Origin of the sequence: Streptomyces sp. NBC_01235 (genome assembly GCF_035989285.1) — a bacterium.
GTDB lineage: Bacteria > Actinomycetota > Actinomycetes > Streptomycetales > Streptomycetaceae > Streptomyces.
Window position 1 is genome coordinate 6,568,112 of sequence record NZ_CP108513.1, and the last position, 23,832, is coordinate 6,591,943.

Annotated in this window: 23 protein-coding genes and 2 pseudogenes; 19 read left to right on the forward strand and 6 right to left on the reverse strand. The window is 71.1% G+C overall.

Features of this window, described 5'->3' with window-relative positions; translation table 11 throughout:
- The first annotated feature begins 41 nt into the window (after positions 1-41).
- The 6 genes from OG289_RS29420 to OG289_RS29445 all read left to right on the forward strand — a co-directional run bounded on the left by OG289_RS29420 (position 42) and on the right by OG289_RS29445 (position 6,274).
- Complete coding sequence (locus OG289_RS29420) at positions 42-743, forward strand: response regulator transcription factor (protein ID WP_327320836.1); 702 nt, start codon at positions 42-44, stop codon at positions 741-743.
- Between the two features lie 60 nt (positions 744-803).
- The gene (locus tag OG289_RS29425) at positions 804-2,264 is read left to right on the forward strand and encodes a sensor histidine kinase (RefSeq protein ID WP_327317064.1); all 1,461 of its coding nucleotides are present in this window, start codon (positions 804-806) and stop codon (positions 2,262-2,264) included.
- Positions 2,265-2,368: 104 nt separating this feature from the next.
- Positions 2,369-3,058 carry a hypothetical protein gene (locus tag OG289_RS29430; protein ID WP_327317066.1) on the forward strand — a complete coding sequence of 230 codons (690 nt, stop codon included), beginning with the start codon at positions 2,369-2,371 and terminating at the stop codon, positions 3,056-3,058.
- 77 nt (positions 3,059-3,135) lie between these two features.
- Positions 3,136-3,765, forward strand: coding sequence for a sigma-70 family RNA polymerase sigma factor (locus tag OG289_RS29435; RefSeq protein ID WP_327317067.1), 630 nt, complete (start codon positions 3,136-3,138; stop codon positions 3,763-3,765).
- A gap of 144 nt (positions 3,766-3,909) precedes the next feature.
- Positions 3,910-5,286 (forward strand): MFS transporter, encoded by a 1,377-nt coding sequence (locus OG289_RS29440; RefSeq protein ID WP_327317068.1) that lies wholly within the window; start codon positions 3,910-3,912, stop codon positions 5,284-5,286.
- 136 nt (positions 5,287-5,422) lie between these two features.
- A complete protein-coding gene (locus tag OG289_RS29445; RefSeq protein WP_327317069.1) occupies positions 5,423-6,274 on the forward strand; it encodes a PaaX family transcriptional regulator in 852 nt (283 codons plus the stop codon).
- Positions 6,275-6,315: 41 nt separating this feature from the next.
- Here OG289_RS29445 and OG289_RS29450 read toward each other — a convergent pair whose 3' ends face one another.
- Positions 6,316-7,146, reverse strand: coding sequence for an SAM-dependent methyltransferase (locus tag OG289_RS29450; protein ID WP_327317070.1), 831 nt, complete (start codon positions 7,144-7,146; stop codon positions 6,316-6,318).
- A 149-nt stretch (positions 7,147-7,295) separates the two neighbouring features.
- On the reverse strand, positions 7,296-7,580 hold the full coding sequence (locus tag OG289_RS29455) for an SHOCT domain-containing protein (RefSeq protein ID WP_327317071.1): 285 nt from the start codon (positions 7,578-7,580) through the stop codon (positions 7,296-7,298).
- 165 nt (positions 7,581-7,745) lie between these two features.
- Between OG289_RS29455 and OG289_RS29460 the strand changes: the two genes are divergently transcribed.
- The 3 genes from OG289_RS29460 to OG289_RS29470 all read left to right on the forward strand — a co-directional run bounded on the left by OG289_RS29460 (position 7,746) and on the right by OG289_RS29470 (position 9,708).
- Positions 7,746-8,174, forward strand: a complete 429-nt coding sequence (locus OG289_RS29460) for a DUF7144 family membrane protein (RefSeq protein ID WP_327317072.1) — start codon at positions 7,746-7,748, stop codon at positions 8,172-8,174.
- 153 nt (positions 8,175-8,327) lie between these two features.
- Entirely contained in the window at positions 8,328-9,167 is an 840-nt protein-coding gene (locus OG289_RS29465) for an SDR family oxidoreductase (protein WP_327317073.1), read from the forward strand.
- 169 nt (positions 9,168-9,336) lie between these two features.
- Complete coding sequence (locus OG289_RS29470) at positions 9,337-9,708, forward strand: hypothetical protein (RefSeq protein ID WP_327317074.1); 372 nt, start codon at positions 9,337-9,339, stop codon at positions 9,706-9,708.
- Between the two features lie 8 nt (positions 9,709-9,716).
- Here OG289_RS29470 and OG289_RS29475 read toward each other — a convergent pair whose 3' ends face one another.
- The gene (locus tag OG289_RS29475; protein ID WP_327320837.1) at positions 9,717-10,139 is read right to left on the reverse strand and encodes a DUF6325 family protein; all 423 of its coding nucleotides are present in this window, start codon (positions 10,137-10,139) and stop codon (positions 9,717-9,719) included.
- Between the two features lie 170 nt (positions 10,140-10,309).
- On the opposite strand from OG289_RS29475, the gene OG289_RS29480 reads away from it, so the two are divergent.
- The 5 genes and pseudogenes from OG289_RS29480 to OG289_RS49770 all read left to right on the forward strand — a co-directional run.
- A complete protein-coding gene (locus OG289_RS29480; RefSeq protein ID WP_327317075.1) occupies positions 10,310-11,644 on the forward strand; it encodes a hypothetical protein in 1,335 nt (444 codons plus the stop codon).
- 562 nt (positions 11,645-12,206) lie between these two features.
- On the forward strand, positions 12,207-13,148 hold the full coding sequence (locus tag OG289_RS29485) for a YhjD/YihY/BrkB family envelope integrity protein (RefSeq protein WP_327317076.1): 942 nt from the start codon (positions 12,207-12,209) through the stop codon (positions 13,146-13,148).
- A 244-nt stretch (positions 13,149-13,392) separates the two neighbouring features.
- Positions 13,393-13,539, forward strand: coding sequence for a GMC oxidoreductase (locus OG289_RS29490; protein WP_442819105.1), 147 nt, complete (start codon positions 13,393-13,395; stop codon positions 13,537-13,539).
- The gene (locus tag OG289_RS29495) at positions 13,536-14,954 is read left to right on the forward strand and encodes a DUF2252 domain-containing protein (protein WP_327317078.1); all 1,419 of its coding nucleotides are present in this window, start codon (positions 13,536-13,538) and stop codon (positions 14,952-14,954) included. Before OG289_RS29490 ends, OG289_RS29495 begins: the two co-directional genes overlap by 4 nt.
- Positions 14,955-15,068: 114 nt before the next feature.
- Positions 15,069-15,395: pseudogene (locus tag OG289_RS49770) on the forward strand (glycoside hydrolase family 15 protein); the annotation flags it as partial.
- Here OG289_RS49770 and OG289_RS29510 read toward each other — a convergent pair.
- Both OG289_RS29510 and OG289_RS29515 read right to left on the reverse strand, forming a co-directional pair.
- Entirely contained in the window at positions 15,343-16,650 is a 1,308-nt protein-coding gene (locus OG289_RS29510) for a chloride channel protein (RefSeq protein ID WP_327317079.1), read from the reverse strand. The pseudogene OG289_RS49770 and the gene OG289_RS29510 sit on opposite strands and share 53 nt — an antisense overlap.
- A gap of 440 nt (positions 16,651-17,090) precedes the next feature.
- Positions 17,091-18,056, reverse strand: a complete 966-nt coding sequence (locus tag OG289_RS29515; RefSeq protein WP_327317080.1) for a helix-turn-helix transcriptional regulator — start codon at positions 18,054-18,056, stop codon at positions 17,091-17,093.
- 63 nt (positions 18,057-18,119) lie between these two features.
- Between OG289_RS29515 and OG289_RS29520 the strand changes: the two genes are divergently transcribed.
- From OG289_RS29520 to OG289_RS29530, 3 genes are all read left to right on the forward strand, one after another.
- Positions 18,120-18,506, forward strand: coding sequence for a VOC family protein (locus OG289_RS29520; protein WP_327317081.1), 387 nt, complete (start codon positions 18,120-18,122; stop codon positions 18,504-18,506).
- Positions 18,507-18,508: 2 nt separating this feature from the next.
- The gene (locus tag OG289_RS29525; RefSeq protein WP_327317082.1) at positions 18,509-18,835 is read left to right on the forward strand and encodes a putative quinol monooxygenase; all 327 of its coding nucleotides are present in this window, start codon (positions 18,509-18,511) and stop codon (positions 18,833-18,835) included.
- A 325-nt stretch (positions 18,836-19,160) separates the two neighbouring features.
- Entirely contained in the window at positions 19,161-19,691 is a 531-nt protein-coding gene (locus tag OG289_RS29530; protein ID WP_327317083.1) for a hypothetical protein, read from the forward strand.
- A 36-nt stretch (positions 19,692-19,727) separates the two neighbouring features.
- Here the strand turns inward: OG289_RS29530 and OG289_RS29535 are convergent, their stop codons facing one another.
- Positions 19,728-22,373, reverse strand: coding sequence for a glycosyl hydrolase (locus tag OG289_RS29535; RefSeq protein WP_327317084.1), 2,646 nt, complete (start codon positions 22,371-22,373; stop codon positions 19,728-19,730).
- Between the two features lie 459 nt (positions 22,374-22,832).
- Here OG289_RS29535 and OG289_RS49775 point away from each other — a divergent pair.
- Both OG289_RS49775 and OG289_RS49780 read left to right on the forward strand, forming a co-directional pair.
- Positions 22,833-23,105, forward strand: a pseudogene (locus tag OG289_RS49775) (hypothetical protein); the annotation flags it as partial.
- 113 nt (positions 23,106-23,218) lie between these two features.
- Complete coding sequence (locus OG289_RS49780; protein ID WP_442819106.1) at positions 23,219-23,587, forward strand: DUF6087 family protein; 369 nt, start codon at positions 23,219-23,221, stop codon at positions 23,585-23,587.
- The last annotated feature ends 245 nt before the right edge of the window (positions 23,588-23,832 follow it).

Genomic DNA, 23,832 nt, shown 5'->3' on the forward strand with positions numbered 1-23,832 from the left:
CCGGTCCGAAAGCTTGGCAAACTGGACCGGTGCCTCCCACCCTGCTGCTCGCCGAAGACGACCGTGCCATCCGTCATGCCCTGGAACGCGCCCTGGCCCTGGAGGGCTACCAGGTCACCGCGGTCGCCGACGGGGTCGAGGCACTGGCGCACGCGCACAAGAACCCGCCGGACGTGCTCGTCCTCGATGTGATGATGCCCGGGATCGACGGCCTCCAGGTCTGCCGGGTGCTGCGCGCCGAGGGCGACCGCACGCCCATCCTGATGCTGACCGCGCTGGTGGAGACCGCCGACCGGATCGCCGGGCTGGACGCGGGTGCCGACGACTACGTCGTCAAGCCGTTCGACGTCGAGGAGGTCTTCGCCCGGCTGCGGGCGCTGCTGCGCCGCACCAGCCCGGAGGCCCCCGCCCCCGTCCCCGAGGCCCCGAAGCAGGTGTCCGAGCGGTATGTGGAGGGGGCCGGGCTGCGGATGGATCCGCAGGCGCGGCGGGCGTGGCGGGGCGGGCGGGAGCTGGAGCTGACCCGGACCGAGTTCGAGCTGCTGGAACTGCTGGTGCGCAACGCCGGGATCGTCCTGGACCACTCCACGATCTACGACCGCATCTGGGGCTACGACTTCGGGCCCGGTTCCAAGAATCTCGCCGTCTACGTCGGCTACCTGCGCCGTAAGCTCGACCAGCCGGGCTCCCCGCAGCTGATCCACACCATACGCGGGGTCGGCTACGTGCTGCGCGCGGACTGAGGTACGTGCCGCGGGCGGGCCGAGGGACGAGGACGGGAGTGAGCCGGGAGTGAGACGAGGGTGAAGCGTCTGCGTCGGCTGCTGTCCAGGCCGCGGCCGAAGCTGGTGTCGTTGCGGACGACGTTCGCGGTGTCCTTCGCGGCCGTGACCGCCGCCGTCACCGTCCTCGTCGGGGTCCTGTCGTACTCGGCGGCCGCCCGGCTGGTCCGGGTCGACCAGGAGTCGGTGTTCGACGAGGTCGTGCAGGACCTTCGGGACGAGGTGCGCGACCACCCGATGGCGCCGGAGGACTTCTCCTCGGCCGAGCCGGGCCACGACATCGTGCGGCCGGCCCGCACGGACGTGCAGGTGCTGGGCGCGGACGGAGCGGTGGTCGACAGCGGCAGCCCGGGGCTGCCGGTGGTGTCCGCCGACCGCACGGTCGCGGCCGCCGCGACGGCCGGGCTGATGGCCGAGCACAAGGACGTGGACGTCGGCAGCGATGTCTACCGCGTCGCGACCGTCTCCCTCGGCGGCGGGCGGGGCGCGGTGCAGGTGGCGCAGGAGTTCAGCGACACCGAGGACCTGCTGCGGGCGCTTCAGCAGCGCACCCTGATCCTGATGATCGCGGTCGTGACGGCCGCGGGGCTGTTCGGCTGGTGGCTGGCCCGGCGCATCACCCACCGCCTGGTGATCCTCACCACCGCCGCCGAGGACGTCGCCCGCACGCGCCGGCTCGGCGTGCAGGTGCCGGTCACCGGCTACGACGAGGTGGGCAGGCTCGGCCGCGCCTTCGACCGCATGCTGGGTCGGCTCGCCCAGTCGGAGGAGGACCAGCGGCGGCTCGTCCAGGACGCGGGACACGAGCTGCGTACTCCGCTGACGTCGTTGCGGACGAACATCTCGCTGCTGCGCCGCATGGACGAGCTGCCGTCGGACACCCGTGACGAGCTGGTGGCGGACCTCACCCAGGAGGCCCGCGAACTGACCGACCTGGTCAACGAGCTCGTCGACCTCGCGGCCGGCCAGTCCGACAGCGAGCCGCCGCGGAAGGTGGACCTCGCCGACATCGCGGAGGAGGTCGCGGGCCTCGCCCGGCGTCGCACCGGCCGGCAGATCCTGATCCGGGCGAGCGGCGCGACCACCGCCTACGGGCGGCCGGGCATGCTTCAGCGGGCGGTGTCCAACCTCGTGGAGAACGCGACCAAGTTCGACCGCGGGGGCACCGCGCCGGTCGAGATCGCCGTCACCGGGCCCGCCCGGCCGGGAGTCGTCCGCGTCGAGGTCCTCGATCGGGGTCCCGGCATCGCCGAGGCCGACCTGACCCGCGTCTTCGACCGTTTCTACCGCGCCGCCGACGCACGGTCCCTGCCGGGCTCCGGCCTCGGCCTGTCGATCGTGCGCGAGGTGGCCCTGGCCCACGGAGGCGCCCCGTTCGCCTCCCGCCGCGCGGGCGGCGGCTCGGTGATCGGCTTCACGGCGGGCGGGGGGCTGCCCGAGGGGGTACGGGGCGAGGTGAGCGAGGCGCGAAGGGCGAGGTGAGCCGGCTTGTGGTGTGGCTCACATGCCGTGTGTTGAGTGCGGAGGCGGGGGCAATTGCGTACCCCCGCACGACGACCGGTGTCCGGATGCGAGGATGAGGCGCCATGACCGCTGGGTGGTGTTCTCGCACGCTGCGGGCCGCGCTGTTCGCGGCCGTCTGTGTGCTGCTCGCCGCCCTGGGCCACGTGATGATGTCCGGGTCCGAGGTGCCCGCGTGGGCGCTGGTCCTGGGCTTGGCCGTCACCGGGATCGCGGGCTGGTGCCTGGCGGGCCGGGAGCGCGGACTTCCGTTGATCGTGACGGTCGTGGTCGCCGCCCAGACGGCCCTGCACTCGGCGTTCTCGCTGGCCGGGCCGGAATCCGGGGACGTGATGTTCGCGGGCGTGGCGTCCATGGACATGGGTTCGATGTCCATGGACTCAATGAACGCCATGGACATGGGCCACATGGATCACATGGATCACATGGGGCACATGGATTACCTGGGCCACATGGGGCACGGTGCCGGGGACGGTGGCTCGTCCTCGTTCGGCATGCTCGCCGCCCACCTCCTCGCCGCGCTGCTGTGCGGACTGTGGATGGCGTACGGCGAGAAGGCCGCGTTCCGGATTCTGCGTGCCGTGGCCGGATGGCTGGCCGCGCCGCTGCGGCTGCTGCTCGCCCTGCACGTCACCCCGGACCGTCCGCGCGTCCGGTTCAACCGTCGCCGCTCGGACCGGGCACCGCGGCTTCTCCTTCTCACCCACGCGATCACCACCAGGGGCCCGCCCCCGAGGGCCGCTGTCGCCGTCTGACGACAGCAGGCGACCCGACCCGAGGCCGCACCGCGCGCCTCGGGCCGTCTCTCCCGCATGCCCTTATGCCCTCATGGATGATCCGAGAAGGACACCAGGTGATCAGTACTGCCCACAAGGCATCCCAGGCCACCCTCGACGAGTCGATAACCGCGTGGGCGCTCGCCGCCCGGGCCGGTGACGCGGACGCGGTCGAGCGCTTCGTACGCGCCCTGCACCGCGACGTCCTGCGGTACGTCGCGCACCTGTGCGCCGATCCCCAGGCGGTCGACGACCTCGCGCAGGACACCTTCCTGCGCGCCCTCGGCAGCCTGCACCGGTTCGAGGGCCGTTCCTCGGCGCGTTCCTGGCTGCTGTCCATCGCCCGCCGGGCGGTGGTCGACAGCTACCGGTACGCAGCCGCCCGGCCCCGGCTGTCCGACGTCCCCGACTGGCAGCTCGCCGCGGAGCGCGCCCAGCCGCGCGACCTGCCCGGCTTCGACGACGGCGTCGTCCTGCTGGACCTGCTGGCCTCGCTCCCGGCCGAGCGGCGGGAGGCGTTCGTCCTCACGCAGCTGGCCGGCCTGCCCTACGCGGAGGCGGCGGAGGTGAGCGACTGTCCGGTCGGCACGGTCCGTTCCCGTGTGGCGCGGGCGCGGGCCACCCTGGTGGACCTGCTGCTGGAGGAGGCGCAGGCGGCGGGCGAACCCGCCGCCATGGCGGCCTGAGCCGACGTGCGGCCCGGCCTCGCGCGGTTTCGGTACTCCGCCGACCGGGAGCGGAGTGCAGGCCCAATGTTGTGCACTTTATTGACGACAGTCATCCGAAGGCCTAACTTCGCGGTGTCCTTCCCCCGGTCAAGGGAGACCGCGATGTCCCCGTCCCCCATCGCATCACCGTCCCCGTCCTCCTCCCCGTCCTCCTCCATGACGGCCGAACGCACCCGGCAGCTGCGCGTGGTCGCCGCCTCCGGACTGCTCGGTACCGCCGTGGAGTTCTACGACTTCCTCGTCTACGGAACCGTCGCCGCACTCGTCTTCGGCGAGCTGTTCTTCCCCGGCGCCGACCCGGCCGTCGGCACCATCGCCGCGTTCGGCACCTTCGCCGCCGGCTACGTCGCCCGCCCGCTCGGCGGCATCCTGTTCGGGCACTTCGGCGACCGGCTCGGCCGCAAGTCGATGCTGCTGCTCACCATGGGCCTGATGGGCGGCGCGAGTTTCCTCGTCGGCCTGCTGCCCACCTACGACACGATCGGCGTGTGGGCGCCGGTGCTGCTGATCGCCCTGCGCGTCGTGCAGGGCATCGCCATCGGCGGTGAGTGGGGCGGCGCGACCCTGATGGTCGTCGAGCACGCGGGGGAGCGGCGGCGCGGACTGTGGTCCAGCTTCACGCAGATGGGAGCCCCGCTCGGCTCCCTGCTCTCCACCACCGTCGTCACGCTCGTCGTCGCCCTCCCCAAGGACGAGTTCGCGGCCTGGGGCTGGCGGGTGCCGTTCCTGCTGAGCGTGGTGCTGCTCGGCGTCGGACTCTTCGTCCGTCTCAAGGTCGTCGAGAGCCCGCTGTTCGCCGAGGTGAAGAAGGACCGCGCCGAGTCACGGCTGCCCATCCTCGACGTGCTGCGCCGACCCCGCCCCGTCCTGCTGGCCTGCTGCGTCGGCATCGGCGCCTTCACCGCACAGTCGCTGCTGACCAGCTACCTGATCGCCTACGCCACCGGCATCGGCTACGCCCGCCCGCAGGTGCTCACCGCGCTCACGGTGTCCGCGTCGGTCGCCCTCGTCGTGCTGCCCTGCGCCTCCGCGCTCTCCGACCGGGTCGGCCGCCGCCCCGTCGTCCTGGCCGGGGCCCTCGCCTCGGCGGCGCTCGCCTTCCCCGTCATGGCGCTGGTCGACTCCAGGTCGCCCGGACTGCTGATCCTCGCCGTCGTCCTCGGCCACGGCATCGCCCAGTCCACGATGTACGGGCCGCTGGGCGCCCTGCTCACCGAGATGTTCGGCACCCGGGTCCGCTACACCGGCGCCTCCCTCGGCTACCAGGGCGCCACCCTCATCGGCGCCGGCTTCTCCCCGATGATCGCCGGAAGCCTGGTGGCGGGCAGCGGCGACAGCACCCCCGTCGCCCTGCTGCTGTGCGGCGGCGCCGCCATCACCGCCGTGACCGTCCTCTTCGTCCGCGAGACCAGCAGGCAGTCCCTCGCCGGCACCGCCGAAGGCTCCGGAGTCCCCCACGCGCAGGAGATATCCGCATGACGACCCGTGCCCGTCACGTGTCCTGCGGCCCCACCCCGTACCTGCGCCCGTCCGAACTCGCCCACCCCGCCGACCACCGGTGATGCCGTACGACCGCCCGCCGTACCCGTCGACGGGCGGTCGTACGCTTTCCCCCGTGGAGGACGACGACATCCCGGACACGGACAGCATCGACGGCGCCCCGCAGCTGCGCCCGCAGTCGCTCATGCTCGCCTTCTTCGGCAACCACGTGCTGGAGGAGGGCGACCTGTGCGTGTACTCGGGCAGCATCATCGACGTCCTCGGCCGCGTCGGGGTCGGTGAACAGGCCGTACGCTCCACGCTGACCCGCATGGTCAGCCGGGGTCTGCTGCGCCGGCAGCGCGAGGGCCGCAGGATGTACTTCGGCCTGACCGAGCAGGCGACGCGCGTCCTGCAGGACGGCCGGACCCGGATCTGGCGCGAGGGCGCGGTCAACGACGACTGGGACGGCAACTGGACACTGCTGGGCTTCTCCCTCCCCGAGGCCCGCCAGCGTGAACGCCACGACCTTCGCTCACGGCTCGTCTGGTCCGGCTTCGGCGCGCTGTACAGCGGGCTGTGGATCGCGCCGGGAAGGGTGGACGTCGCCGCTGTCGTCGCCGAACTCGGTCTGACCGCGCACGTCAAGATCTTCCACGCCTCGGCCGACGAGGCCACCGACATCGGCCTCATGATCCGCGACACCTGGAACCTGGAGAGCGTCGCCGCCCGCTACGTCTCCTTCGACAAGCGCTGGACCGCCCACCTGAACGCCGGCCCGGGCGACGATCCGATCGGAACCCGGCTGCGGCTGGTCAGCGAATGGCTCTGGACGATCCGCACGGACCCCCGCCTCCCCGCCCGCCACCTCCCCCCGGACTGGCCGGCCCGCCCCGCACAGGACACCTTCCGCAAGGTCGCGGAGCAGACCGCGGCCCCCGCGCGGCGCCTGGCCCACGAACTCCTGGACACGACGCCGCCGCGGTAGAACAGGTGGACCGCCGTCTTCGGCCGGTCTCCAGCTGTGCTTCAGCCGTTCTTGCGGGCCACTCCGCCGTAGATGCCGATCGGCGGGGCGTCCTGCGGCTGGGGCTCGTCGGGGCGCCAGTCCGGGACCAGGACCAGACCCGGGTCGGTCAGGGTGAGGTCGCCGAAGAACTTCAGGACGCGGCCGCGGCCGCGGGGGTTCATGGTGGCGGTGGCGTTCTTGTAGACGTTCACCGCGTCCTCGCGGGCGTTGTCGTGGATGTCGACCGTCGCGTGGGACAGCACGAGGTAGGAACCGGCCGGCAGCGCCTCGAGGAGCGTGGCCACGATGGCGTCCGGGTCCTCCTCCTCGGTGATGAAGTGCAGGATGGCCACCAGCAGCAGCGCCACCGGCTGGTCGAAGTCGATGACCCGGCGCACGTCGGGGTGGTCGAGGATGGCCCGGGGGTCGCGCAGGTCGGCCAGGACGACGGAGGTGTGGTCGTCGTCGTCCAGCAGGGACCGCGAATGGGTGCTGACGATCGGGTCGTTGTCGACGTAGGCCACGCGGGTCTCGGGGGCGACGGCGCGCGCTATCTGGTGCACGTTGGGTTCGGTCGGCAGGCCCGTGCCGACGTCGACGATCTGCCGGATGCCGCCCTCGGCGACCACGTGCCGGACGGCGCGGTGCATGAAGAGCCGGTTCGCCCGGACGGCCAGCCGGACCTCCGGAGCCGCCTTGATGAACTGTTCGGCGGCTTCCTGGTCGACCTCGTAGTTGTCCTTGCCGCCGAGGAAGTAGTCGTACATCCGGGCCGGGTGGGGCTTGCTCGTGTCGATCGTCAGCGGCTTGACGCCGCTGTCGGCGTCGCTGCCGCCGCGAGGAGAGGTCATGCTGCCTGGCTCCGTCCTGGACTTCGTGTCCTGCCGCCGGATGAACCGTGACGAGTGACTGTCGGATCATCATCCTGGCATGACCTCGTCGTCGGCCAACCACGGCCTGCTCCAGGGCAGTTGTCCGCAGGGGCGGAGCGGGGCCCGTCTCAGCCGAGAAGCCTGCGCTTCTGTTCCGTGAACTCGGCCTCGGTGAGCACTCCTTGCTTCCTGAGCTCGCCGAGATCCTTGAGCTGGTCGAGCTTGGCGTTCATGTCGTCGGCCGGCGGCGCGGCCTGCTGCGGCTCCGGGGGAGCGGCTTGCGGCTGGGGCTCCCGGTAGCCCTCCTGGGCCGCCCAACGTCCCTGCTGACGGCGTGACACGCGGTTGGAGACGGCGGTCGCCGTACCCGCGACGACCGCGGTGCGGGCGACTCCGCGAAGAAGACCTGGCATGGCCCATCTCCTCTCGTCCGGAGGTAATTCCATTGGACCACCGCGCGCGGACCGCCGCGATTCCTCCCCCGATCTGCCGATCACCGCGACCAGTGGCAGGCTGGAGGTGTGTCCACGGCCGGGCGTTCGTTCCGGCGATGAGGCCCAGTCGAAGGAGCCCGAGAAATGGCCACACAAAGCACGGGAATGCAGCGGACCACCGCCCGGGGAATGGGCGCGGTGTCCGGCTGGACGGTATTCGCCGCGGTCATGATGATGTTCGGCGGCACCCTGGCGATATTCGAAGGAATAGCCGCCATCGCGGAGGACGACGTATTCGTCGCCACCCGGAACTTTTCCTTTCAGTGGAGCCTGACCAGCTGGGGCTGGCTGCACCTCTCCCTCGGCATCGTGGTGGTGCTGGCGGGCATCTCCCTGTTCAGCGGGTCGATGTGGGCCCGCGTCGTCGGCATCGCCGTGGCGGGTCTGAACCTGGTCGCCAATTTCATCTGGCTGCCCTGGTACCCGTTCTGGGCGATCACGCTGATGGTCATCGACGGATTCGTGATCTGGGCCCTGTGCGTCGGCCCGCGAAAGGAAGCCAGGACCGTCTGACCTCCGGTCCCGCCGGTATTGCGCCGTTCGGCCCCGGCCGCCACTCGCAGGTGCGGCCGGGGCACGCGCCACCGGACCGCTCGGAACCTCTGGTGTTTTCGTTGTGGGGTGTATTCGCCCGGTGACGGGGTGACATCCAGAGGGAGACCATCAGTGGAGATCAGCGGCAGCCAGGGTGCCCAACCGATCGCCTTTCCTCTCCTCGAGGGCCAGAAAGCGCTCGTCACGGGCGCGAACTCCGGCATCGGCAAGGCGACCGCCATCGCCCTCGGACGAGTGGGCGCCGACGTCGTCGTGAACTACGTCGCGGGCCGGGACGCCGCCGAGGAGGTCGTCCGCGAGATCGAGGGCTTCGGAGTCCGCGCGTACGCGCACGAGGCGGACGTCTCCCAGGAGGACCAGGTCGTCGGCATGGTCGACCGCATGGTCGGCGAGTTCGGCACCATCGACGTGATGGTGGCCAACGCGGGCCTCCAACGGGACGCGGCCCTCACCGACATGACCGTGGAGCAGTGGCACAAGGTGCTGGACGTCAATCTCACCGGCCAGTTCCTGTGCGCCCGCGAGGCGGCCAGGGAGTTCACGCGCCGGGGCGTCGTCCCGGAGGTGTCACGGTCCGCCGGGAAGATCATCTGCATGAGCTCGGTGCACCAGATCATCCCCTGGTCCGGGCATGTGAACTACGCGTCGTCCAAGGGCGGCGTGCTGATGCTCATGGCGACCCTCGCGCAGGAACTCGCCCCCCACCGCATCCGGGTCAACGCCGTAGCCCCCGGCGCGATCCGCACGCCCATCAACCGCAGCGCGTGGGACACCCCCGAGGCCGAGGACGACCTGCTGCGGCTCATCCCCTACCGCCGCGTCGGCGACCCGGACGACATCGCGAACACGGTCGCCGTCCTCGCCTCCGACCTGCTCGACTACGTCGTCGGGACCACCCTCTACGTGGACGGCGGCATGACCCTGTTCCCCGGCTTCGCCACGGGCGGCTGACAACGGGGTGTGGGCTCGCGTGCGAGGTGTGGCCTCGCCGAGGCGGGTCCGGGCGTGATTCAGCCGACTGGTCCTGCCCCGGATGCCGAGGGCCGCAGGTCACGGCAGCCTGGGGCGCAGAGGCCTCAGGCTTCCCGCTGACCTCCCGCACAGACGAGGACTCGTCGCCATGATCTGTCGTAGCCGTGCCGGCCGGCGGGCCGGAGCCGTCGCTCTCCTGCTCGCCGTCGCGGGCTGTACGGAGCACTCCGCAATGGGCACGATCGAGTACACGACCTCGGCCAAGCGGGTGGTGAAGCTCCAGAGTCCGTCCGACGAGGGCTGCCATCGCCTGCCGGGCGGCGCCCGCAGCGTGCGGAACTACACGGTCGACGACATCCGGCTCTACGCCAACGCGGACTGCGTGCTGACGAAGGCCGGTGACGACCAGGGCGGCCGGACCGGCGGAGAGAGCTTCTACCTCGGGACACAGACGTCCGTGCAGTTCACGCCGGGCCAGTCCCCGTGGCTGAGCTACTCCGTCGTCGGCGGGGGTGGCTGAGCCACGGTTCAGGAGGCGGCCTCGGCCGCTTCCAGCGAGGCGAGGATCGCCGGGACGGGCAGCCGTCCGGAGGCGACCAGCTGGGCGCCGCCGCGCCGCAGGGCGGCCGCGAAGGGCGCGGCCCACACGTTCTCGTAGATCAGCAGCCCGGCGGAGTTGCCGGGCTCGACGGCCGCGGCGGCCTCCTCCAGGTCGTCCTGACCGAGCAGACCGGAGTGGGCGCCTTCGAAGACGGCGAGGTCGAGCTTGCTGTCACCGGTGAGATCGGCGATCTCCAGGGCGGTCACCGAGCCGTCCTCCTCCTTCCTGATGAACATCAGGTCCAGGATCCGGATGAGCCCGCGGTCGACCAGATCGACCAGCAGCGGGAAGCCCTCGCCCGTCATGCGGTTGCCGGGAAACTCCACCACCAGGTAGTCGATGGGTCCCATCTCGTCGAGTTGCTCGCTCTGCTCGCTCACGTTCCACCTCTGGTGCTCGTGTGGCGGCCCCCTGGCTGCCATTGCATCACCCGGCACGGGCCGTCGCACCCGGTGCGCGCGTCACCCGACCGGACCCTCCCGGCTCGCCCGCCCGCCCCCTCGACGATCTCCTCGAAGACATGACTGGCAGCGATACGCCCCCGCCACGGCCGGAGGGCCCCTCCGGGGACTCCGCCGAAGAACGCCGGCTCGCCCAGAAGGACAGGGAGCTGGACGAACTGCATCGCCGGCTGAGCGAGTTGGAGAGCGCCCGGCACGAGCCGAAGCACCGGATGCGGGCGCTGGGGTCGGTCCTGCTGATCATCCTGGCGTCGCTGCTGTCCCTGCTCGCCGTGGTCGCGGTCTGGGCGAACAGCATCGTCCGCGACACCGACCGCTACGTCTCCACCGTGGCGCCGCTGGCCTCCGACCCCGACGTCCAGCAGGCCGTCACCACCCGCGTCACCAACGTCGTACTCAAGCAGATCGACGTGGACGCCCTGGTCGCGGAGCTGAGCCGGGCCGCGGCGCAGAAGGGCGTGCCGCCGAAGGCCGCGAGCCTCATCAACAACCTGAGCGGCCCCATCAACAGCGGTCTGAAGGAACTGGTGAGCAGCACCGTGATGAAGGTCGTCTCCAGTTCCGCCTTCGAGAAGGCCTGGACGAACGCCAACCGTCGGGCCCACAGCGCCGTCGACAAGGCGCTGACCGGCACGGGCGGCGGCGCGGTGCAGCTGAAGGACAACCAGGTCGCCATCGACGTCGGGCCCATCGTGGCCCAGGTGAAGCAGCGGCTCGTCGACTCGGGACTCGCGGTGGCGGCGAAGATCCCCGAGGTGCACACGGACTTCGTCGTGGTCGAGGGCAAGGACGTCGGCAAGATCAAGTCGTATCTGAGAGTGCTCCAGATCGTCGGCAACTGGCTGCCGGTCATCGCGGTGCTGATCGCCGCCGGGGGCGTGTTCCTGGCCACCCACCGGCGGCGGGCGCTGATCGGGGCCGCGATCGGGGTGTTCCTCGCCATGGTGCTCCTGGGCGTGGTGCTCTCCGTGTTCCGCGCCGTGTATCTGGACCACCTGCCGCCGGGGGCGAACTCGGACGCCGCGGGCTCCGTCTTCGACGCGCTGGTGCGGTTCCTGCGCTCCAGCATCCGGGCGCTCGGGGCGCTGGCCGTGGTCACGGCGCTCGGCGCGTTCCTCGTCGGCCCCTCCCGGCCCGCCGTCTTCACCCGGCACTTCTGCGCCAAGGGCATCGGCGCGGGGCGCGAGGTGGCGACCTCGACGGGGCTGCGCCTGGGTGCGGTGGGCCGGTTCGTGCACCGCTTCAAGGGGTGGATCGGTGCGGTGATCCTGGCGGTGGCCGCGATCGTCCTGTTCACCTGGAGCTATCCGACCATGGCGGTCGTGATCTGGACGGCGGTGATCGTGCTGGTCGCCTTCGCCCTGCGCGAGTTCCTGGACCCCGGTCCGGCGTGACACCGGCGCACCGCGGCGACGGCCGGGGTCCCCTCTTCGAGGAGGCTTTCCGGTCGCTGTACCGGCGGCTGCGGGACACGGCTCCCGGCGCCGCGTCCGCCCGGGGCCCTGGGCACGCTGACGACGGAGCGGGTGCCGGCCGCCGTGAGCGAGGTGCGGTCGGGCCGTACGGTCTCGCCGGCCGCCGAGGCGAATCGAACGCAGCGTAGGCCTCCGTCGCCGGCAGGCTGCTCGTGGCCGGCGGGCAGTAGCCGAACAGGGCCAGGAAGGAGGAGCCGTGGGACAGGTCGGCGTCCACCACGGTCGCCGCGCCCGCCGCCACGAGCCCCCACGGCCGGCGGAGCGGCGTCAGCACGGCCGCCTGCCACAGAGAGATCCGGGCAGGCCAAGCACCATCGCCGCCCCCGTGGCCGGTCTCGCTCATGTCCTCGTCGTCACCGGCCCGCCGCAGGCCCACAGATCCTCGGGTGTGCGGGCGCCGGCGCTGCCGTCCTCACCCGTTCGGCCCCCGTCTGGCTCCCGCCGCAGGCCGGGAGGGCGTGGTCCGGGGCACGCTGGCAGCATGCAGCCTGGCGCGGGGCCCCGACGGGACCTCCCGGTTCCCCTGTCCCGCCGGGAGCGGTGGCGTGCGCGGGGTGCGGCGATCGGGTCGCGGCTGCGCGGGCTGCGGGTCCGGGCCGAGACACGGTTTCCGGTGATCACGCATCTCATGACGCATCTGATCTCGGTGAACGTGCTGGACTCCGCGACCCGGCTGGCCGCCCAGACGTTTCTCACCGTCGTACCGCTGCTCTTCGTGGTGGCGTCCGTCGCCCCGCAGGCGCTGCGCGACCAGCTCGTCACCTCCGTGAGTGACGTCTTCGGACTGACCGGAAGCGCGAAGGACCAGCTGGATCAGGTCTTGAAGGGGGACACGTCCGAACTGCGCGAGACCACCGGTGTCGTCGGCGGGCTGATGGTGCTGGTCTCGGCCACGGCGTGCAGTCGTGCCATGCAACGGCTCTGCCAGCGGGCCTGGAGCCTTCCGAAATCGGGTGCGCGGGTGGCCGCCTGGCGGTGGATCGCGTGGCTCGCCGCGTGGCTGGTCATGATCTCGGTGCAGGGGACCCTGCGGAACGGTTTCGGCCTCGGACTGTGGCTGGGCCTGCCGCTGCTGCTGGTCGCCGAGACCTGCCTGTGGTGGTGGACGCAGCACCTGCTGCTGGCCGCCCGCGTGCCATGGCTGCCTCTGCTGCCGGGCGCGCTCCTGACGGGAACGGCCCTGAGCGTTCTCACCTCGGTCGCGGATCTGTACGTGCCCCGGGCTCTCAACCACAGCCTCGACAAGTACGGCTCGTTGGGCGCCGTCTTCACCCTGCTGTCGTGGCTCATCGCGCTGTGCGTGGTCGTGGCCCTCTGCATCAACGCCGGCGCGGTCGTCGCCCGCGAACCCGCGGTGGCGCGGCGCCTGGGCGGACCCGAGTCGCCGCGCCCATCCACCGGCGATACGTTGGAAGACGGATAGCGGTCGACCACTTCCTCCGACAGGGACGATCCGGCAGGACGATCCGACGGGACCGACCAGGCATGTCCGAGGCGCGGCACTACGACGTCATCGGCACCGGCGCAGGCGGCGCAACCCTCGCCCATCGGCCGGCTCCCAGCGGGAAACGCGCTCCCCTTCTCGAACGGGGTGACTGTCTTCCCCGCGAGCGGGACAACCGGGATTCCGGCGCGGTCTTCGGCAGGGGGAAGTACCGCGCCCCCGAATTCCGGTCTGCAAGGCCCACGACCTCGACAACCTCTACGTCGTCGACACGAGCTTCTTCCCGAGCATCGGCGCGGTCAATCCGTCGCTGACGGCCATCGCCAACGCCCTGCGCGTCGGCGACCACATCGTGGAGCGTCTGCAATGAGCGAGAACAACCCCACCGGCCACGACCTGCGCCACCGCACCCCGACGGAGCGCGCCGAGCGCGGCAGGACCGCCCGGACCGCCGTACCCCGGTCCGCGCACGCCGAGTTCACGCCGCCGCCGAAGCGCACCGACCCGGTGGAGATCATCGAGAAGCAGTCCGCGACACGGGTCCAGGAACTCGTCCCGATCCGCTACGGGCGGATGAGCGAGTCACCGTTCCGTTTCTACCGGGGAGCCGCCGCCATCATGGCCGCGGACCTCGCCGAGACCCCCCGCACCGGCATCAGGGTCCAGTGCTGCGGCGACGCGCACATGCTGAACTTCCGGCTGCTGGCCTCCCCCGAACGCCGGCTGATGTTCGACATCAACGACTTCGACGAGACCCTGCCCGGCCCGTGGGAGTGGGACGTCAAGCGGCTCTCGGCCAGCCTGGTCATCGCGGGCCGCGCCAACGGGTTCGGCTCCAAGGAGCGGGCGTCCGTGGTGCGGGCGACCGTACGGGCGTACCGCGAAGGGATGCGGAAGTTCGCGGGGCTGGGCAATCTCGACGTCTGGTACACCCGCTTCGAGGCGGACGAGCTGCAGCAGCAGTTCGGCGTGGACCTCGATGCCAAGACCCGCGAGCGCTGGGCGGAGACCCGGGAGCGGGCCCGGGAGCACGACACGCTCCAGGTCTTCGACAAGCTCACCCGCGTCGTCGACGGAAAGCGCATCATCGCCAATGACCCGCCGCTCCTGGTCCGGCTCGAGAACCTGCTGCCGAAGGCGGAGGACCACGCGCTGGAGACGGAGATCAGCCGGCTCGTCGAGCGGTACGGCCAGTCCCTCCAGTCCGACCGCCGGTTCCTGCTGGAGAGCTACCGCGTCGCCGACATCGCCCGCAAGGTCGTCGGCGTGGGCAGCGTCGGAACGCGCTGCTGGATCGTGCTGCTGCTCGGCAAGGACGACGAGGACCCGCTGTTCATCCAGGCGAAGGAGGCCGACGCGTCGGTGCTCGCGCCCTACGTCGGCGCCAGCGGGTTCCGCACCCAGGGCGAGCGGGTCGTCGCCGGACAGCGGCTGATGCAGGCCACCAGCGACATCTTCCTCGGCTGGGAGCGCACCACCGGCATCGACGGACGCCGCCGGGACTTCTACGTCCGTCAGCTCAGGGACTGGAAGGGCATCGCCATCGCCGAGAACATGTCGCCGAAGCGGATGGCCCTGTTCGGGCAGCTGTGCGGCGTCACGCTGGCCCGTGCCCACGCCCGGTCCGGCGACCGGATCGCGATCGCCGCCTACCTGGGCCGCACCGATGTGTTCGACCGTGCGCTGGCGACCTTCGCCGAGCTGTACGCGGACCAGAACGAGAAGGACCACCAGGCCCTCCTCGACGCCATCGAGGCGGGCAGGGTCCCCGCCGAAGCGGCATGAGAGGGAGAGGAACGCCGGCGTGGACCGCTACCCGCCCACCGCCGAGCACGGACTGATCGGGGACCTCCAGACCGCCGCCCCGGTGCCGACCGGGGGGACCTCCAGACCGCCGCCCCGTTGACGTCCGAAGGGGTGATCGACCGGTTCGCGGCACCGCGCTTCGACTCGCCCAGCGTCTTCGCGTCCCTGCTGGGCAACGACGGCGGCGGACACTTCCTGTTCGCGCCCACCCACGCCCTCGCGCGGGCCGGGCCCCTCCCGCAGGCCCGCTGCACCTTCGAGAAGATGCATACGTACGCCCACCATGTCGGGCTGTTCGCCGAGGAGATCGGCCCCAGCGGGGAGCAACTGGGCAACTTCCCGCAGGCCTTCACCCATCTGTCGCTCATCATGGCCGCGACGACCCTCGACGAGGTACTCGACCGGCTGGTGGCCCACTGAACGCCGGGATGCCCGGGCCCTGCGGCAGCAGCTGGGTCAGGACGAAGGACACCACCGCCGCGAGCACCACGAGCGCCACCGTGTCCACGTTGCCCAGCAGGAGAACGACCAGCACCGCGCTGCTGACGGGCAGTCGCAGGGCCGCCGTCACCGACGCCGCCATCCCGGCCGCCATCGCCGGCACCAGGCCGAAGCCGGGCAGCGGCGCCAGCAGGGCGCCGGCCGCCCCGCCGAGGAACAGCGCCGGGAAGACGGGACCGCCGCGCAGGCTTCCCAGACAGAGCGAGTAGGCGAGCCCCTTGAACACCAGCACCGCGACGAGCGCGCCCACCGACCAGGCGTGCGCGTCCTGCGCGAGCTCGGCCAGCGTGCTCTCCCCGGACAGCGCGGCCTCGGCGGGGGAGCGGCCGGTGGAGACGGCGTAGAGGGCGGTGCAGCCCGCCACGCCGAGCGCGCACAGGGTGGTGTTCCGTACCGTCCGGGACGTCACGAAGCCGGCCGTGAACCTCCCGCCGACGAAGATCCAGTGGATCAGGAACGCGAGGGCCGGCGCGATCAGCAGCACCCACAGGACGTCCGCCCAGTCCAGCGGCGGCGGCTTGGGCAGGCCGATGTCCAGGCTCCCGGTCTTCAGGCCGGTCCAGTGGACGAACCCGGTGAAGACCAGGTCCCCGACCCCGCTGGACAGCAGGACCGGCAGCATCACCGCGAACAGCTGCGGTCCGCCCACCCCGGCCACCTCCATCAGGAGCACCGCGCCCACCAGCGGGTTCCCGAAGAGCGCCGAGATGGCCGCGGCGGCACCGGCCGCGCCGAGCAACGCCGTGCTCGCCTCCGTCTGCGGGGCGCGTACGAAGCTCGCGAAGAGCAGGGCCAGACCGCCGCCCAGGGCGATCAGCGGAGCCTCGGGACCGAGCACGACGCCGAGCGGCAGGCCGACCAGGGCGGCGACGAGCACACCGGGCAGCGCCTCCTTCGTGACCCCGCCCGAGTGCAGACCGCCCGCGGGGATGTGCCCGCCCCGCCCGGGAAGCCGCGCGACCACCAGCCCCACGACCACACCGGCCACCAGCAGCAGGGGGAACCCCCACCACCACGGTGCCTGCTTCCAGCCCAGGTCCTTGGGCCAGTCCGTCCAGATCAGGCGCTCCAGCTGGTTGACCGTCACGAGGAACCAGAAGGCGATCAGCGCCACCGGAATCCCGATCAGACCGCAGAAGACCAGCGCCTTGAGGTATTCGGGCCGACTCAGCATCGTCCGCAGCAGGTCGGCTTCCGGGGGCTGGCTGCCCGGCGCGGACGCGGCGGGTGACTCCGGCTTCGTCCCGGCGATGGGGTCCTCCTGGGCTCGTCGACTCGACAGGCGATTTCCCCCCGTATCCCCTCATTTCCGGACGAGGCTATCCGTCCGCTCGCCCGTCGCCCGCCGCCACGCCGGGCAGAACCGGCCCACGGCGACGACGGCTCGCGTGCGGTGCGCTTCTCGACCCGGGGACGCTCACCGTTGCGCCCGCCGGGCCCGACGTAGGAGTCGCCGGGGAGGTCCTGGGGAGCGGCGTAACGGAGGGGCAGCGCGCCGAACTCGGGCTGCTTCTGGGCGGAGAAGCTTCCGAGAAGTCCTGAGCCGTGCCACGGTCGTCGACCGCCCCGAGTCCTGATGTACGCGATGTCGGGGAGAGCATGTGAGACGTCTCGCTATCGGGGCTGATCGTTCACGTTGTCCTCGAACAGTTCCCGGGTGCGGCGCAGCAGCGCAGCCCGTACATCGTCCGGTGACAGGACCCGCAGTGGTGTGGCCAGGCTGAGGAGATATTTGGCGAGCCCGTCCGCGTCGGGACCGCCGATGGTGACGATCGTGGCGTCGGGGCCTTCCGGACGGTGCGCACCGACCGTCGGCGGGACCAGCCCGAGCGCCTGCTCCACAGGCAAAGGGAGACGGATCGTCACGTAGAGCGGGTAGGCGCCGGTCGCGATGGAGCGGGAGACGAGCAGCGCCGGATCGGGCGGGTCGATGAGTTCCACCGGGCGCCCGGTCGGCTGTATCCGGCCAACCCTGTCGGCCCGGAAGGTACGCCACTCGTCCCGCGTCACGTCCCGGGCGACGAAGTACCAACGGCGTCCCGTGTGCACCAGACGGTACGGGTCGACGTCCCGGGTCGTGGCCTTCCCTTCCCGATCGCGGTACGACAGGCGGCTTCGCTCGCCCCGGCGACACGCGCCGGCCAGTTCCAACAGCATGGCGGGCGCGATCTGCGGCTCGTCGAGCCTTGCGGTGTGAACGAAGGCGGCGTCCATCTCGCCCAGCCGGTCCGCGATCCGGCGTGGCAGAACCTGACGCAGTTTCAGCAGGGCCGACAGCGCGGCCTGGTCGCCGCCGAGAACACCGCTGAGCGCGGCCTCGCGCAGCCCGACGGCCACGGCGAGTGCCTCTTCGTCATCGAGGATCAACGGCGGCACCCGGGCTCCGGCGCGGAGGCGATAACCGCCCCACGGCCCGGGGTCGGACTCGACTCCGTAGCCGAGTTCTCGGAGCCTGGCGACGTCCCGCCGCACCGTGCGGTCGGTGACCGCCATCTGGTCGGCCAGCTCGCCGCAGGTCCACGACGGCCGCGCGGACAGCAGTGAGACCAGTCGCAGCAGGCGGGCGGATGTGCTGATCACGTTCCGAAGTGTCCCGCACGACCAGGACCGAATCTGTCCTGGTCCCGTCATAGCGTCTTCCTCATGAGCACTGGAGACACGTCCGCACCCGCGATCCGCTACTCGGCCGTCACTTTCGACTGCCCGGACCCCGCCGAACTGGCCCGCTTCTACGGCGACGCCCTCGGCCTGCCCGTCGTCTACTCCACCGACGACTTCGTCCTGCTCGGCCAGGAGGGCTCGGCCGGACTGGGGTTCAACCGGCTGGCCGACTACCGGCGTCCCACCTGGCCGGACCCTTCCCAGGAGAAGCAGGCCCACATCGAACTGGGCGTCGATGACCTGGACGCCGGCCAGGCCCGTCTGCTCGCTCTGGGGGCTGTCGAGCCCGCCGTCCAGCCGGAACCTGACCGGTGGCGGGTCCTCCTGGACCCCGCAGGCCACCCGTTCTGCATCACCACCCTGGTCTGAGCATGATCGGCAGACTGATGACCATGACAGCGCACGCGGGCAAGGGCGGCGAACTCGCCGCCGTCTTGCTGAGGGTGGCGGAGACGCTGCACGGCTTCCCCGGCTGCGAGATCTATCTGATCAGCCAGGACGCAGCCGATCCGGACACGGTGCATGTCACCGAGGTCTGGCGGGACGAGGCCAGTGCGCAGGCGGCCCTCGCCGCTCCGCCGCGCGCCGACGGTCCCGACCCCGCAGATGTCCTCGCGCTGCTGTCGTCCCCACCGCACCGCACGGACCTCACCGTCCTGGGCGGAGTGGGCCTGCCCGCTGCCGACGGCCGGCCCTGACACACACCCCTGGCCGCGGGAACGGTTATATGCGCTACCTGCGGAAACGCCTCTCGGTGGTTCTCACTGCTCGGCGCCGTTTCCCAGGCTCATGTGCCCTGGATGTGCCCTCGGTGTCGGATGCGCCTGTGCAAGCTCGATCGCCGTCGGCCCCCGGCCGGACTCATGCTCGGGAGCATGCCCGCTCGGACGGCCGCCTCCTGGAGGGCACCGGCTTTGGGTAAAGCCTTTGCGTGGAGTCGGGGGAAATGAAACAGGCGACATGGTGTCGTTCTGTGCGCCGACAGGGGACGCTGTTGTGCACGCGCGGGCCGGGAGGCACTGGATGCGGTGGTGGTGGGCCGGGGTGTCGATGGCCGGCGGAGTGGTCGTCCTGGCCGCGTGCAGCGGGTCGGCGGGCGGTGGGTCGCCGGGCGTGCCGTCGGGGAGCCGCAGCCCCGCGGTGCCGTCGACCCGTGCGCAGACGCAGGTGCCGTCCTCGGCTGCGCCGACTCCCGCGTCCTCCGCTTCGTTGGAGAGCTGTGCCGCCGGGCGCGTGGACGTCGCTGTCGGTCCCGGTGCCGCCGTCGACCGTCGGCTGTGCGTACGGCCCGGGACTGTGGTGTCCCTGGTCCTGCGGCCTCGTGCGGACGACAAGCGGTGGACGGCCGTACACAGCTCCGCACCGGTGTTCGTCCTGGTGTCCGGATGGCAGGTGAGCAGCGACGGTACGGCCCGTGTCTCGCTGCGGTGTGCGGGCACCCGGGCCGGTGCCGCCGTGGTCGGTGTGTCGGCGAAGGCACCGGACGTGGCGGGTGCGGCGCGCGTCGCGTTCACGCTGTACGTGAGTGTGGTGCCGTACGGGAAGGAGGGGTGACCCCGCGATCTGCCGGGCCGCCCCTCCACATCACGGTCAGCCGCAGTCCCGCACCTTGATCGTGTAGATGCCGCGGCCGTGCGTGGCCGCGTACAGAGTGCTGCCGTCGGGGCTGAGCTTCAGCTGGAGGACGGCGACGGCCGGGAGGTCGCCGACGCGCTGCCACCCGGTCCGGCCCGGCGCGCGGTAGACGACGCCGAGGTCGGTGCCGACGGCCAGGCCGCCGTTCGGTGTGACGACGGCGGAGTCGGTGGGCACGTCGGGGAGGTTCGCCGAGATGTCCTTCCAGGTGGTGCCGCCGTCCTTGGACTCGAAGACGTGGCCGACGCCGGCGCCGGGGCCCTCGGTCCACTGCCGGGAGAAGCCGTTGACCGTGAGGAACACGTGGTCGGCGTTCTTCGGGTCGATGGCGAAGCCGCTGAGGTAGCGGTTGGGGACGGTCCCGTCCACGGGGAGCGTGATGTCGTGCCAGCCGGTGCCGTCCGCGTTGCCGACGGAGATGCCGCGCGCGAAGCCCTGGTTGTTGCAGGGGCCGCACCAGGCCGCGTAGACCTTGCCGCCGGATGCCGCGACGGCCGTCGCGGTGTGGCCGGCGCCGAGGTCGTACACGCTGGTCCACTCCGAGCCGCTGCGGATGGCGTACCCGTGGGTCTGCACCCACACGTGGCGGCCGCCCGCGATCCACGTCGACGGGCTCTTCGCGTCGGCCGCGAGCGGGGCGATGAAGCGGGCTTCGGCGGTGGCGTTGTCGGCCGGGGCGACGTTGTAGGACGTGACCCTGCTGGAGTCGCTGATCCAGCTGCCGTCGTTGACGGCACAGTTCTGAGTCACCTGGATCGCGAGGTAGACGTACTCCTCGGTGATGTTGCAGCCGTTGGCCGGGTCGGTGAGCGTGTCGCCGCCGTCGCCGCCGAAGTCGGAGCCCATCACACGGTCATTGCCGCGCAGGATCGACTGGCCGTTGTCCTGGAGGCCACCGGTGACCGAGACGCCTCCGTGGACCAGGTCCTTGCCGATGCCCACCGAGTAATACTGGAGCGTGTCGATGGTGCCGTCGTTGAGGGAGGTCCAGTCGGTGGCGTGACCAGAGGCGTCCTGGGAGCCGTTGACCGGGCGCTTGTAGACGCCGCCGTCGTTGCCGACGTACACGAAGCTCTTGCCGTGGTAGCGGCCGATCGCGACGCCGTGCTGGTCGGAGTGGGTGGTCTGGTTGCAGTCGCCGGTCTGCTTGGCGGGGTCGATGCTCCAGCAGGAGAAGCCGAAGTTCCAGTACGGGCCGACGGTCGACCAGGTGCCGCCGCCGTCCCTGGACTCGTAGACCTCCTCCAGGCCCGCGTACACGTGCTCGGGATCGGCCGGGTCGACGGTCAGGAACTGGTTGTACCAAGCCTGGACGCCGGGCATGTAGCCGCTGGACGTCAGCGCCGAACCGGAGGCGGCCAGGCCCTGATAGTCGGCGATCTTCGTCCAAGGGCCGTTCGGGGAACCGGACTTGGAGACGTAGAAGCCCTCCAGGCCGCTGTCCGGGTTGGTGTTCAGCTGCTCCGGCGACTGGTCGATGGCGTAGTAGCGGGATCCGTCGGCGGAGCGGGCGAAGGTGACGTTGCCGACGTCGTCCGGGTCGGTCGGCAGGTCACCCAGGCCGCTGGTGATCCGGGTCCAGGTACCGCCTGAGCCCTTGGCGTAGAAGCCGTTGTAGTCGTCACCGCTGCGCCAGCCGACCGCCAGGACCACCTTGTCCGGGCTCTTCGGGTCGATCGCGATGTCGTTGGTGATGTTCTTGTACGGGGCGTCGGGGTCGTCGGCCTCCGAGCCACCCGGCAGGAAGGCGGGGTTGGGAGCGAACTCCAGCTTCCAGGCGCCGGTGAGCTTCCTCGTGGAGTGGCTCCAGACGCCCTCGCTGGTCGCCGCCCACACCTTGCCGCCGCCGAAGCGCAGCTGGTGGACGGTGGTGCTCTCCAGCTCGTCGCCGCCGACCCGGCTGCGGGAGGCGAAGGTGCCGTGGTGCGGGTCGGTCAGGACGTAGACGCCGCTGCCGAGGTAGGCGTCCGCGTTGGTCGTCGCCTCGCCGGTGCCCAGCCACAGCCGCCCGGCCCCGTCGAGGGCGAGCGCGCCGGTGGACTGTGCGGGCAGCCGGTCGCTGATGGGCTGCCAGCGTCCGCCGCCGGTTCGTGAGCGCCAGACTCCACCGCCGGCGCTGCCCGCGTACACGTACCCGTCGTCGTCGGCGGCCATCGCCGCCATCCGGCCGGTGACGTTGCCCGAGCCGCCGCTGGAGTTGGAGTCGACGTCGCGGTACCGCGGGTCGTCGGAGTTGTAGGGGAGGTTGGTGATGTTCCGCCAACTGCCGCCGGTGCTGGGCAGCTTGCTCAGGCTCTGCCAGGCGGAGCCGTACGCGCCCGGTGCGACGACACCGGGTGAGGTGCGGGCCTCGGCGTACTGGTCCGCGCCCTCGGCGATCTCGTCGGCCTCGTTGCCGTCGTCACCGTCCTCGCCCTTCAGGCTGGGGGTGAGTGCGCCGACCGACTGCTCGCGTTCCGCGGCGAGTTGGGCGAGAGCGCGGGCTCCGAAGGGGGTGCTGCGCCCGCTGGGCGCGGCGCCTGCGGGTATCGCGACGAGGGCGGCGGAAGCGGTGAGGGAGCAGATCGTGAGCCATCGTCTTCTACGGGTTGGTGCTGACACCAGGTCCTCCCAGAACGGGCGTTGATACAGCCGTCGCAGGGACCCGATCACGGGCGGTAGGAGAGGCGTCCCGCACTTGGACATCCTTTGACCAGAACCTGTCACTTCGCGTACCGGGCGCAGCCGGCTCATGGCATGGCGAAAGACGGGCCGCTTGCCGGTCTGCTGCTGTCGATTCTCTGGGCCCGCTCTATCAGCCGTATTCCCAAGGCCGTTGACGTCCCCCGAAGGACCGGCGGCGAACGCCCCGGACCTAGCTCCCCGAAGTTCTTGAGACGTCTCATGCGTGCAGGTGTTCGCCCTCGTCCTGCCAGCGGTCAGCGGGTCGCTCCGTACGGCAGGCGCAGCGTCGTTGCGTCAGCGCAGCGACTGAACGGCTTGGAGAACGCCGAGCAGGGCGGCTGGGGTGCCCCGCACCGCCTGGACGACAAGGGCCTCTGTCTCGGTGTCGGACAGCGTCACCAGAAGTTCGCGCTCGCACACTGCGGCGCCGGTGGCCTGAGCAGGCCCTGCACTACATCGATATCGATATCGCGCGCACCACCGGGCACGGTCGACTCCCCGAAGCAGCGGGTACGCCCGGACACCGCGTGCGGGAACTTCCTTCTGTCGGATGCGGCGACCCGGAATGATGGGCTGTCCGTCCTCGATCAGGCGGCACAAATGGCTCAGCAGTTCGGGCTGAGCCACCAGCTGCGCAGTATTGCGGGCATCCGAAGAGGGCCGGCAGGGATGAATCAGGGCGTGCACTTGCCGGAGCACGAGCAGCGTCAGTTCACCGACGAGCAGTTCCACGACGCGACGACGAGCCGCCGGAGGACTGGGCGGAACGCCGTGACGCGAAGATCGGCCGGTTTCGAGCCGTGCCCGTTGTCTCCGGCGACGGCCCGAGGGGGTCGCTGCTGAACCCGGACGAGCCCCGAGCTGTCGAGAGGTGGAACGGCCACAAGTGGGAGCCGTACGGGGTCGCCGCCAACCTGGCCGGGCAAAGGCCGTCCTCTACCCGCAGGTCATCGAGCCCTCGGCCCCGGGGCCGAAGCCACCCGGATCCGGCACCGGCAAGCACCGCAAACCCCGGACACCCGGATCGGACGGCGACGGTCGGGCACGGTCGTGAACAGCGCTGCCGAGCCGAACGACAAGGACGGGACCCGAAAGCCCCGTCCGAACTCCGCAGAACCCTGGCTCAGGGCCACACAAGGCAATACGGCTGATGCCCCGCCTCGTGAAGCCGATGCGAGAAGTCCTGCCACTCGTGCAGCGAATAGGAGGGGCGGGGTCGTGACCTGGGCTTTCTTGGTGGGATGTACGCTGACCTGCGGAAACGGCTCTCGGCAGTTCTCACTGGTCGACGCCGTTTCCCAGGCTCATGTGCCCTGGATGTGCCCTCAGAAGTGATGGCTGGCCACCCCAGCAGGGTGTTGTGGTGTGGCTCACGATATGCCGAGTGTGTGAGCGG